General features: G+C 46.8%; 12 protein-coding genes. 7 read left to right on the top strand and 5 right to left on the bottom strand.

The annotated features are described in order from the left end of the window. Positions 1–83: 83 nt before the first annotated feature. Entirely contained in the window at positions 84–2,135 is a 2,052-nt protein-coding gene (locus P1P89_06085) for a hypothetical protein (GenBank protein ID MDF1591069.1), read from the bottom strand. 627 nt (positions 2,136–2,762) lie between these two features. Between P1P89_06085 and P1P89_06080 the strand changes: the two genes are divergently transcribed. Together P1P89_06080 and nrdD are read left to right on the top strand one after the other, a co-directional pair. Further along, on the top strand, positions 2,763–2,978 hold the full coding sequence (locus P1P89_06080) for a dodecin family protein (GenBank protein ID MDF1591068.1): 216 nt from the start codon (positions 2,763–2,765) through the stop codon (positions 2,976–2,978). Positions 2,979–3,389: 411 nt separating this feature from the next. Beyond that, a complete protein-coding gene (nrdD, locus tag P1P89_06075) occupies positions 3,390–3,731 on the top strand; it encodes an anaerobic ribonucleoside-triphosphate reductase (protein ID MDF1591067.1) in 342 nt (113 codons plus the stop codon). Positions 3,732–3,833: 102 nt separating this feature from the next. Here nrdD and P1P89_06070 read toward each other — a convergent pair whose 3' ends face one another. From P1P89_06070 to larE, 4 genes are all read right to left on the bottom strand, one after another. Beyond that, positions 3,834–4,040, bottom strand: a complete 207-nt coding sequence (locus P1P89_06070; protein ID MDF1591066.1) for a DUF2892 domain-containing protein — start codon at positions 4,038–4,040, stop codon at positions 3,834–3,836. A gap of 129 nt (positions 4,041–4,169) precedes the next feature. Next, on the bottom strand, positions 4,170–5,066 hold the full coding sequence (locus tag P1P89_06065; protein ID MDF1591065.1) for a 2-hydroxy-3-oxopropionate reductase: 897 nt from the start codon (positions 5,064–5,066) through the stop codon (positions 4,170–4,172). Between the two features lie 14 nt (positions 5,067–5,080). Further along, entirely contained in the window at positions 5,081–5,854 is a 774-nt protein-coding gene (gene hyi / locus P1P89_06060) for a hydroxypyruvate isomerase (GenBank protein MDF1591064.1), read from the bottom strand. 292 nt (positions 5,855–6,146) lie between these two features. After that, positions 6,147–6,944 carry an ATP-dependent sacrificial sulfur transferase LarE gene (gene larE, locus P1P89_06055; protein MDF1591063.1) on the bottom strand — a complete coding sequence of 266 codons (798 nt, stop codon included), beginning with the start codon at positions 6,942–6,944 and terminating at the stop codon, positions 6,147–6,149. A gap of 275 nt (positions 6,945–7,219) precedes the next feature. Here larE and P1P89_06050 point away from each other — a divergent pair, with 275 nt between their 5' ends. The 5 genes from P1P89_06050 (at position 7,220) to P1P89_06030 (ending at position 11,098) form a co-directional block, all read left to right on the top strand. Then, positions 7,220–7,606, top strand: coding sequence for a cupin domain-containing protein (locus P1P89_06050; GenBank protein ID MDF1591062.1), 387 nt, complete (start codon positions 7,220–7,222; stop codon positions 7,604–7,606). A 284-nt stretch (positions 7,607–7,890) separates the two neighbouring features. Continuing rightward, the gene (locus P1P89_06045) at positions 7,891–8,559 is read left to right on the top strand and encodes a GntR family transcriptional regulator (GenBank protein MDF1591061.1); all 669 of its coding nucleotides are present in this window, start codon (positions 7,891–7,893) and stop codon (positions 8,557–8,559) included. Continuing rightward, complete coding sequence (locus P1P89_06040; GenBank protein ID MDF1591060.1) at positions 8,556–9,380, top strand: sugar phosphate isomerase/epimerase; 825 nt, start codon at positions 8,556–8,558, stop codon at positions 9,378–9,380. The genes P1P89_06045 and P1P89_06040 overlap by 4 nt, the downstream gene beginning before the upstream one ends. A 41-nt stretch (positions 9,381–9,421) precedes the next feature. Next, positions 9,422–10,420, top strand: coding sequence for a 4-hydroxythreonine-4-phosphate dehydrogenase PdxA (locus P1P89_06035; protein ID MDF1591059.1), 999 nt, complete (start codon positions 9,422–9,424; stop codon positions 10,418–10,420). Between the two features lie 18 nt (positions 10,421–10,438). Then, entirely contained in the window at positions 10,439–11,098 is a 660-nt protein-coding gene (locus P1P89_06030) for an aspartate/glutamate racemase family protein (protein ID MDF1591058.1), read from the top strand. Positions 11,099–11,113 lie beyond the last annotated feature (15 nt).

Genomic DNA, 11,113 nt, shown 5'->3' with positions numbered 1-11,113 from the left:
AAAAATACCCATTTAGTTTTCAATCAAACAGCTAATAATATCACAGAATAATTAAGCCGGTTTCACATCAACCCTTCTCTTTTTTAACACTGAATGTTACTAAATATTTTTTTTAATTGCCTAAAATAATCATCCGTATTTTTCATATTCAAAACCCAGAGATTATAGCGTTTTTCAAAAAGAATGGACTGATTTTCAGCATAAGAAACCGGATAGACCAGCACGGGTATTTCTTCCGTCCCAAAATTTGAGGAAAGTTCGGATAATACCCGGTAGAAAATATCTCTGGGAAGTTGATCCGAATCGATGACAAACACCTGGATACAGCGTGTCAAATCAGAAAGATTCAGACCGATATCGGAAATATTGACCATGATAACCGCTTTGAGACTGCTCCCTTTTTTTAAAGAATAAAGAACCCGCTCCCTTTTAAACCCCAGCTTTCTGTATTCCTCGCTAAGCTCACCCATGTCCACCAGGTTGGCTTCAAGTTCCAATCCCGCCAGCATCAGGCCGCCGGATGTAAATTCATAATAATGCGCCAGTTCCTTTAAATCGCCGGGTTCGGTTCTTGTCAGGGTCCATCCATCGCCTTCTTCAAAGCCATGATTTTCCGTATTGCGGTAATGAAAATAGGCAAACGTATCCACTGAACACCCTTTGGGATCGTTGATGCCCCTGCTGACCCCTCCGAAAATTCTTTCCGGAAACTTGTTTTCAGGTCTGAAGTAACAGAATACAAAATTCATATTTGCTGAGCATAGCCGATGAGAATCATTTATAAAACGACCGATCTGGTTTAATACTGAAAGCCCTGCCCTGGGGGAGGCTGAAACACTGGCGGCATGGTGCTGAATCAACCAGGACTTGTTATAGAACCGGAGCATCGCCATATGCCCCATAATACGTCCTTTATCCTGATAGGTGAAATGCCGGGCAATCGTAGGATTGGACGTATACAGCCTTTGGTAGGTTTCCTTTATGTTGTCTCTATTTTCCTTAAAAAAGTTATATTTTTGGGGATAAATAAAACCTGATTCAAAAAAGAAATCCCAGAGAGCATCCATGTCGATGAAGCCGCTCAGATAAGAACGTCTGTCGGCCGCCTGGTGCAAAAGCGATAGAAGTTTGCGGTGTTCTTCAATATCCATATCCAGAAGGGCCAGACCGCATCTCAGAAGATGGTCTTTTTCTTTCGCTTCTTCATTTTTCTTTCGGTAAACAACCTGGGCTTTACAGGTGATCGTAAAACTGCCGGCAAAATCCAGTTTTGCTTCGGTTATAATCATCCCCGGCAGCAGAACCGAATGGTCTCTGTTTTCTTCAACGGCAAAGCCGGAACCGGAAATATCAAAGACTTTCAGGTTTTCCAGCTTTTGGGTCATGGGGTGCCGGAATATCATATTCGGCAAAGGGACTAATTGCTGACGGGTGCTGCGAAATTCTTTCGGCTTGAATCGACGGATTTCATTTTCAGTCGGTTCCAGTATAAAACTTTTAGTTGTACGCCCATCGATCTGATTGATAATACGGCAACTGCCGGTATAAAAGGTTTGGCATTCGTCAAAAAACATCACATTTAGCGGCAGTTCCGGGTTAATCCACTGAAACGTTTGAAGCGGCGAGGTATCGATTTCGACGTTAAAGGACATCGGGCTGAATTCAAGCAATTCCCCGGTGAAGCAGGCACTGTTCTGTATCAGCTGCGCTTTGACATCTATGCACGGGTGTCGTTTCACTTTTCGCAAACCGATTGAGCGGCTGGTATCCGGCAGAAGCATCCGGACGCCTTCATTATTAATACTTGCCGATTCTGATTTTACCAGTATTACTTTGGGACCGTCCGGCACAAGAATGTCCAAAAGTTGATAGGACCCCGAATCATGTTCGTTTCCAGCTGTTTCCGCCCAGGCACATACCAGTTCATCTCCCAGACATGGCAGCGGCATGGCAATTCGGATTATCGTGTGGTTGTACTTTATATGGCGCAGATTAACCAGGAGAGTGCCGCCTTTAAAATTAATGGCGTTCAGCTTGTTGATCAGGCGTTTTTTTTTGACCTTTTTCCCGTCGCAAAGGTCTTCTCTTTGGGTAATACGGTCTATTAGAGGTGGAAATTGATGAACATTCTCCATCGCCCTATAACATTCCTTTCTTTATTAGTAGAGCATGGACAAAAGGATGCTGGCCTAATCTGTACATATCGCTAAAAAGAATTATGCACAATATATAGCATACCCAACAGGCTGACACAACAATATAAAGAAAAAATGCGCTTCAACACCTTTTACGGAGCCGGGTGTCTTTGCCCCGATTTTTCGAAAGTAATTTACAAATCAAACCTTGAACTTGAACGCACCGGGTGCTTTCTTTTGCCGGGCAATTCTTAACGCAGGGGAATAAATCGGACCAGAAGTTGGAACTTGACTTTAGGGGCTGTTCCGTTATAGTTTTGTATATCCTTTTGATGTCTTCTATTCGCGTTCATTTTGGGTTCAAGCTGTATAATTATCAGTTTCTGTTTCAACTGCCACTCCACACTTGTTTCTGGATATCGGTTTTTTTCTATTTTTAACTGAAAAAATGACCGGCTGATTTAGAATCGTTTCCCATATCCTAAAAATTTTGGGTTGGTATATATAGACGCCACCCATTAACACCGGCACTGAATGCGCACCTATAGTGCCATCATACATAAAGTGGGGATCAGGCCCATATAACCGGAAGATTCTTATGATAACCCAGAATGAAAGGAGGATAACATGACTGACAGTGTATACAAGATTGTCGATCTGGTAGGAACGAGCGCAAAATCGTGGGAGGACGCCGCAAAGAATGCTGTCGAAACAGCGTCAAAAAGTTTGAGAGAATTGCGGATTGCTGAAGTCACCAAGTTGGATATGAAAGTCGAAAAGGGTAAGGTTATTGCCTACCGCGCCAGAGTAAAACTGTCGTTTAAGTATGGATCAGATAAATAGTTTGTTATGAACAACACGCTCTGGCAGTCGTCGCTGGGAGTTTTAAGCGGCGGCTGCCAGAGTTCCCTCCCGGATACCATCACTCCCTTCCCAATAGATTATCGCCGTTTTTATAAATATTTTCCGATTCATTTTTTCCCATTGGAATGCCTCCCTGAAACCGCTGGATGTCGGCCTTAAGTACTATATATTGTATTTTTATTCTTGACGAGTAGGATATGTTGTATTACTTATATATAACTTGGTTGTTTCTTATATTCATTTTTTTAGTCTTATCGAAAATTTTGTGAGGCGTTTTGCCCAAAAGACAGGTCGTTCTAATTTGGATCAGATCGCAATTGCACCGTGCAACCCATTCAACTTCATCATCAGAAAGCTTGCGTTGCCATTAGCTGAAGGAGGGGAAAAGTTATGATTGATGCAGAAAAATTACACAAACTGTTTGACGAAAATCCCGACAAGTCCGTTATCGGTTTTGAGGGTAAATGCCACGATTGCAGTCGTGATGTAAAAGTTGACGTATCCCTGGTGCCGGAAGGTTTTATGGTTTTAGGCGGCGCAGTATACGAACCCCAACCGGAGCAGTATTTTACCAAGTGCGATGCCTGCCATGAAAAAAATCCCATTTTGACAAATTATCAAAAATGTGAGGTCTACAGCCGGGTAGTCGGTTATTTAAGGCCGGTTTCGCAATGGAATGAAGGAAAGCAGGCAGAGTTTAACAATCGGAAAACCTTTGATATTGCCAAATAGGATTAAAATTTGAGTTTTACCCTTTGGAATAGTAGGTTTTGCATTCCACAAGGAAGGCTCCGAAATTGAGGAAATGAGGGCGTTTTGCAAAGGTCTCAAATTTTAGTTGAAAGCTGTACCGGTTTTTACGCCCAGCGCCTTTAAAATTTTGGCCATCGGACAAAACCCGGTAATAGACGCCTGAATCAGATTTGCGCCGACAAACGCCGTAAACCACAGCCAGTTATGGCTGTGAATTAGAGACAGCAGTAAGCTGATCAGTATAAAGATACCCGCAACCATCATTACCAAACGATCTATCGTCATCATCGCAGACTCCTTTTTTCAAAAGAATGCTGACAGGATCCACACTGATATTCATATATCGGTATTGGAACGCTCCTTGTCACTGTTTATTGATATATAGAACCCGAAAATTTTAAAAAGTTACAGATCCAGTCACTTCGAACCGTCAACCGCATAGTTGGCAAGCTTTTCCAGCGCCAGCACCATGGCGGAATGATCCAAGTCTGCGCCCTTCTCCTGCGCAGCCACGGCATTAAACAGCTCCTGGGCCGTGGCGGTATTCGGCAGGCTCAGTCCCAGGCTTCGTGCCGTCTGCAGCGCCAGGTTTAAATCTTTCTGGTGCAAACGGATCCTGAATCCCGGTTTAAACGTGCGCGCGATCATACGCTGACCATGCAGGTCAAGGATGCGGCTTTGGGCAAACCCCCCTAAAAGCGCTTCCCTTACTTTGGCCGGGTCGGCCCCGGCTTTAGCCGCCAGGAGCAGCGCTTCACCCACGGCCTCAATGGTCAAAGCCACCACGATCTGATTGGCCACTTTACAGGTCTGACCGTCGCCGCTGGGGCCGATGTGAACAATATTTTTACCCATCAGTTCAAAGTATGGTTTAATTTTGGCAAACACGTCCGCTTTCCCGCCGACCATAATGGACAGGGTCGCATTTTCAGCGCCGACCTGTCCTCCGGACACCGGCGCATCCAGCATTTCAACGCCTTTGGCTGCAAGCTTTTCGGCAAACTCCTTTGTGGCAATCGGCGAAATGGAGCTCATATCCACAACGATTGAACCTTTTCTGACCGTCTCAGCCACACCCTTGGGTCCGAACAGAACCGCCTCCACATCGGGGGTGTCCGGGACGATGATAATGATGATATCCGCTTTTTCCGCAACTTCAGCGGAACTGCCGCAAGCCACCGCACCTTTTCCAGACAGCTCCTTAACCGGTGGATTATGATGATCATAAACCCGAACCGTATGGCCGGCCGCAACCAGATGTCCTGCCATCGGTTTTCCCATTATTCCCAGTCCAATAAATCCGATATCCGCCATTTTTTCCTCCTTTGCTACCTATTTTTTATAAATGTGAGCGTCTCCTCTGTTTGCCGACTGGGGATATATTCACACCCGATCCAGCCCGCATAACCGGCCTGATCAATCGACAGAAACAGCTTTGTAAAATTAATTTCGCCGGTGCCGGGTTCATGTCGCCCCGGAACATCTGCCAGCTGCATGTGCGCAATCCGCTCAAGATGCGACTTGATCGTTTGGGTCAGGTTGCCCTCCATGATTTGCATGTGATAGATATCATACTGCAGCCAGAGATTGGGATGATCGACCTCGTCCACCAATGCCAGCGCATCTGCTGTCCGAGACAGATAAAAACCGGGCACGTCCTTAGTATTGAGCATCTCCACCAGCAGCTGAATCTTCTCCTTTTCAAGTGCTGCTGCGGCAAACCTTAAGTTCTTAACCAGCGTCTCACGAAATACCTCCGGGCGAACCCCGGAAGGAACAATGCCGACCAGACAATTCAGCCGTGGGCATCCGAGCGCCTTGGCATAAGGGATTGCCTGCTCAACGCCGGATTTGAATTCATCAATCCGATCCGGAAAGCCCGCAATCCCCCGCTCGCCGGCCTCCCACTTACCGGCGGGCAGATTGTAAAGCACCTGTTTTAACCCATTTTGCTTTAACGCATCCGCCAGCTGTTCGGACGGCCAGGCATAAGGAAACAAATATTCCACGGCTTTAAAACCGGCTTTGGCAGCCAATTTAAAGCGATCCATAAAATCAACTTCCGTGAACAGCATGCTCAAATTTGCGCTGAATCGGGGCATTGAAACGTCCTCCAAAGGGACAAGAATTGAAAAGATGAAGTGCTGGACTTTTTGCTCGATGTTTTCTCTATATGTGAAACGCTTTTATTTGTCAAAGCACAAGCCGACATTGAAACATGGCTGAAAGTCGGATACGTTTTTCGGGTAAGGGGTAAACGGATTCAATCCGTGCTTAAAAGAACAATTCACATCTACGGCAAGTGAACCCTCCCCGGGACGACTCATCAACAGCTCCATTTGAGCCCTTCAGCATAAAGCGCCGGGCCGAAGGGATTGCCGGCAAATCATACATCTATTTTTTGGGATTCAGGCTTCCCATACGATAGCCGCTAAGGTCCAGGGCAACAAATTTAAACCCCAGCTTTTTAAAATAGACCCCCACGCGCTTTCTTACGCCGGGGGTTGCAATTCGGGCAATGTCTCCCGCTGCCACCTCGATCCGGGCGGTTTCACCTTCGTGTCGCACCCTTACCTCTCTGGACAGCCCCAGTTTGCGTATATAGTTTTCCCCGGCATCCACCTGCTTGAGCTTCTCAGCGCTAATGGGCTGGCCATAGGGAATCCGGGACGCCAGACACGCCAGCGAGGGTTTATCCCAGGTGGGAAGTTTTAATTTTTTTGAGATTCGGCGGATTTCCGCCTTGGTAAGCTTGACCTCGCTTAAAGGGCTCCGGATCCCCAGTTCCCGGGTCGCCCGCATGCCGGGACGAAAATCTTTGTGGTCATCCAGATTGGCCCCGTCCAGGACATAGTTAATTTTTCTTTTCCTGGCCAAAGTAACCAAGGCGCCGAAACGGTGATTTTTGCAGATATAACACTTGTCCAGCGGATTTTTCTTAAAATCAGAAATATCCAGCTCCTTTGATTCCAGCAAAATGTGCTCCACCCCCATGAACCGGGCAAGCCGGACAGCGTCTTTGCGTTCTATTTCCGGAGTGGTTGCCGACAGCGCCGTTACGGCCAAAACATTTTCACCCAATACGTCTTTGGCGACCCTTAAAAGCAGGGTGCTGTCCACGCCGCCGGAATAAGCGATCATGACCCGCCCCATATCCTTCAACAGCTTTTGCAGGTTTTGATATTTGTTCATTCTGTGTCCTTTGTTGTCTATACCCAAACAAAGTAAATTATAAAAAAATTAACACAGTGGATCTGAAATGTACAGATGAAATCATTCCCATAGCCGGGCTAACGATCTTTTCAATTTAATGTTGAAAAAAAAGTTTGCTGCAGATAGTTTTACTGAAACATCAGGTTGAACCATTTCAGAATGCTCGGCCTTTTAAGAAATACGTCCATTTTGTTTAAACTTTTCACAAACGCTAAAGGACCTATATCCGTTAAATCTGATAGGAGGGAAATGTGATGGCCGTAAGAAAAGCCAGTCTGGATGACATCGAACCCATGCATTTAAGCGGTCGCGATCTCCGCTGGATCGTCACCCCGGAAACCATCGGGGCTGAATCGTTGAGTATCGCGATAATGAACTGCTTTCCTAAATCTGTTGTAAAACCGCTTCACAGCCATAAAGATATTGAAGAAGTGATACTAATCCTTGATGGTCAAGGCGAGGCCTGGGTTGATGGACATTCGACAACATTTAAAAAGGGGGATGCCGTCCTGTTCCCGGCAAATTCCAAGCACCAGGTCCGAAACACCGGTGAAACGGATTTGGTAACGGCATCCATTTTTTCAAAACCGACTGGTCCCGACTCTTATGTTATCTATGAAGAAGATGCCTTTTCCGAGTAAACAGTTTCGCTGATATCCTTTAAGGCGCCGGAGATAGCGTCCAGGCTTAAATGTACCGGTGGTCTCCCGGAACCGCAACGCACCCGCAATTTCTTTTTGCCTAAACATATCCTTGAGCGCAGCTTAGCCCTGCATATTGATTGAAAACTTAAATTATATCTTTTAAAAGCATGTAAATTGATTTAAAAAGCTTGACATATTGTGTTTGGTATACAATATTCTAAACGATATTTTTTTATTAAAGCTATTTGTGTTCCCGATCATGGATGAGGACTTAAAACAACATGAAGATCGATAAAACCATCTATGCGATCCAGCGTCAAAGCCTGTCGGAACAGGTTTATCAGTATATTAAACGTCTGATTTTATCGGGTGAAATTCGCGGCGGCGAAAAAATCCCGGAAGAAAAGGTTGCCCAGCAATTTGGTGTCAGCCGAACACCCATCCGGGAAGCTCTGAAACGATTAGAGGAATACGGTCTTATCCGTATAAAACCGAGAAGCTATGCAACGGTTGTTGCCCTTGAACCGCAAGAGGCCGAACAAATCGCATGTATCCGCGCACAGCTGGAAATACTCGCGGTGAGCCTTTTGACAGAACGCGCAACCGAAGCTGATTTTAAGGAACTGGAAGCCTTGGCTGTCGAATGTGATGAATTGATCGGCGCCGGCGACGTGGGTGCTTTGTTTGAAAAAGACAGCCTGCTCCACCTTGAAATTGCCCGGCGGACCGGCAACCGTCATTTATATGAAATTGTCGAAAAACTTGATGCGAAAGTTCAACTCCTGCGTCTGATTTTACGTCTGCCGCTGAACAAGCTGAAGTCCTACGTCGGCCAGCATGCTGAAATTATCAATACCATGAAAACCAGAGATAAAGCTTTAGCCGAAACACTGATGAAAAAACATATTTTAAACCAGCTGGATGATTACGAAAAGGTCGGGCGTTCGTGAAACTTTCCGTAGTCATTGCCGGGGCGGACGCCCCGCCCTCGGCATTTGTCGTATGGCGTGGCTTCGAGGAATCGATTCAAAAGGCCTCAGATTTCGGATATCACGGTGTTGAGCTGGCATTAAAATCTGCTGACGATATCGATCCGGAAAAATTATCTCGCTGGCTTTCAGCAAACCGGATGGAGGTCAGCGCTATCAGTACCGGCCTTGTCTTTGCCGAATCGAACCTTTATTTTACCCACCCGGACCCTGCCGCCCGCCGGCGGGTCATTGAGGTATTTACCGGGCTGATCTATCTGGCCAAAAATTTCGGTCGACTGATTAATGTGGGAAGAGCGAGGGGGTTTATCGGCGCGGGACAAAAGGCTGCTGAAGCGGAAATACTTTTTCTCGAAACCATGCAGCAGTTATGTGATATCGCGGCTAAAGATGCAGTCACAATTGTTGTTGAACCGGTGAATCGATACGAAATTAATTTTATTAATTCGTCGGAGGATGGCGCTGAATTAATCAAAAAAGTGAAACGACCAAACACAGGGCTGATGCCCGACGTTTTTCACATGAATATCGAGGACGCAAAAATCGGGGCTACCCTCGCCCGGCTTGGCTCCCAGATAAAATATGTCCACCTGGCCGATTCCAACCGCCACGCACCCGGCCAGGGGCATCTGGATTTTGATAATGTTTTTGACGGCCTGAAAAAAGCCGGATTCAAAGGCTGGGCCGCCATTGAAATCCTCCCCCTGCCGGATGCCGATACCGCTGCCAGGCAAGCTGCGGATTATATCCTGCCGCTAATCGAAAAATATAATTTCAACTGAATTGCTAATATTTCAATACCATCTGCACAAGGAGAATATTCATGAAACAAAAACCTGTTATCGGCCTGCTGCTGGGAGATCCGACCGGCATTGGCCCTGAAATTGTTGCAAAACTTCTCTCTGAAAAGCAATTGTATGGATTGGCCCGGATTGTGCTCATCGGAGATCAGCGGATTTTCAAAATGGGTCAACAGGTAATCGGTGCTGAATTTACATTTCCTATCATCAAACAGATAGACGATTTGCCCAGGGATAGAGAACAGCCGGTCGTCCTGGACTTTCCCACCATTTCACCGGAAGCGGTCACTTACAAAAAAATAAGCGCCACCGCCGGCAAATCTGTTTATGAGACCCTCGATTTTACCTTAAAACTCGCTCGGGACAAAAAAATTGATGGATTTGTCTTTGGGCCGTTTCACAAGGAAGCCATGGGGTTGGGGGGCTGTCCTTATCACGCTGAAATCGAGCTGTTCAAAGACCGCTTTAACCGGCCTCATATCCATGGGGAGATCAATGTCTTGGAAGACATGTGGACGACTCGGGTGACGTCCCACGTGCCGCTGAAAGATGTCAGCTCTCTGATCACCGGCAAGCGTATTATTGAAACCATCAGTTTGCTGAATGATCAGTTGAAGCGGTTCGGGATCGAAGCCCCGCGCATTGCCGTAACGGCGTTAAACCCCCATGCCGGCGAAAATGGAAAGTGCGGAAGGGAAGAGATCGAGATCATTGTTCCGGCCATTCAAACGGCCCGTGAAAACGGAATGGATGTTGCGGGACCGTTTCCGGCGGATACGATTTTTTTAAGGGTTAAACGGGAGGGTTTTCGCGGTGTTGTTTCAATGTATCACGACCAGGGCCAAATCGCCACGAAACTGCTGGGTTTTGATAAGGGCGTGACGCTTCATGGGGGGATGCCGGTGCCGATTACCACCCCGGCGCACGGTACGGCTTTCGGCAGAGCCGGTGAGGGTAGGGCCAACCCGGAGGCAATGATCAGGGCCTTTAAAATTGCTTGTCAGCTGGCAGAAAAACAATAATATGAGCGAGGCTAAACGATGCCCCTGGTAGGACTTGTCCATTCGACCCGCCTGGTGATTGATGCCATTCAGACAGTAGTTGCCACGCAATGCCCGGATGCCGAAATTGTCCATGTGCTGGACGAAGGCATTCTGCGTGAACTGACCGCTGCCGGCAAGATAAGCCCGGAAATTCTCGACTGGCTGACAGCCATGGTGCTTTCCACCGAAAAAGCCGGCGCCTCTCTGGCGGTGGTAAGTTGTTCATCCCTTTCGCCTGGCGTCAACGACGTGCGCAAAAAGGTGCATATTCCGGTCTTGAAAATCGATGAGCCCATGATGGCATATGCCGTAAAAAATTATAAACGTATCGGCCTGCTCATGACCAATCCCACCACCGAAAAGCCCTCCAGGCTCCTGTTTGAAGAAGTCTGCCAAAAGCTGGGCAGGAACGTCACCCTGATTCCCCGCCTGTGTCCGGATGCTTTTAAAAAGCTCGATAGGGGCGATATTCAGGGTCATGATACCGAAGTGGTGAATACGGTCAAAAAACTCTTGATCGAAACGGATGGGGTCTTGCTGGCTCAGATTTCCATTCTGCGGGTCAGGGAGCGTATGGAAGAGTCCGTTAAAAACCGCGTCTTTTCCAGCCTGGATTTTATTGCCCCTAAAATAAACCAAATTTTAAACCACTCATGATGAAGCGCTTTATTG

The sequence above is a fragment of the Desulfobacterales bacterium genome, assembly GCA_029211065.1.
Lineage (GTDB): Bacteria > Desulfobacterota > Desulfobacteria > Desulfobacterales > JARGFK01 > JARGFK01.
This window is presented reverse-complemented; position numbering and strand designations above follow the sequence as displayed.

What these genes read in the sequence shown, in the direction of transcription:
- P1P89_06050 (MDF1591062.1), top strand. Translation starts at nt 7,220, where the DNA reads ATGGCCGTAAGAAAAGCCAGTCTGGATGACATCGAACCCATGCATTTA.
- P1P89_06030 (MDF1591058.1), top strand. Translation starts at nt 10,439, where the DNA reads ATGCCCCTGGTAGGACTTGTCCATTCGACCCGCCTGGTGATTGATGCC.
- P1P89_06065 (MDF1591065.1), bottom strand. Translation starts at nt 5,066, where the DNA reads ATGGCGGATATCGGATTTATTGGACTGGGAATAATGGGAAAACCGATG.
- P1P89_06045 (MDF1591061.1), top strand. Translation starts at nt 7,891, where the DNA reads ATGAAGATCGATAAAACCATCTATGCGATCCAGCGTCAAAGCCTGTCG.
- larE (MDF1591063.1), bottom strand. Translation starts at nt 6,944, where the DNA reads ATGAACAAATATCAAAACCTGCAAAAGCTGTTGAAGGATATGGGGCGG.
- hyi (MDF1591064.1), bottom strand. Translation starts at nt 5,854, where the DNA reads ATGCCCCGATTCAGCGCAAATTTGAGCATGCTGTTCACGGAAGTTGAT.
- P1P89_06035 (MDF1591059.1), top strand. Translation starts at nt 9,422, where the DNA reads ATGAAACAAAAACCTGTTATCGGCCTGCTGCTGGGAGATCCGACCGGC.
- P1P89_06080 (MDF1591068.1), top strand. Translation starts at nt 2,763, where the DNA reads ATGACTGACAGTGTATACAAGATTGTCGATCTGGTAGGAACGAGCGCA.
- P1P89_06070 (MDF1591066.1), bottom strand. Translation starts at nt 4,040, where the DNA reads ATGATGACGATAGATCGTTTGGTAATGATGGTTGCGGGTATCTTTATA.
- P1P89_06085 (MDF1591069.1), bottom strand. Translation starts at nt 2,135, where the DNA reads ATGGAGAATGTTCATCAATTTCCACCTCTAATAGACCGTATTACCCAA.
- nrdD (MDF1591067.1), top strand. Translation starts at nt 3,390, where the DNA reads ATGATTGATGCAGAAAAATTACACAAACTGTTTGACGAAAATCCCGAC.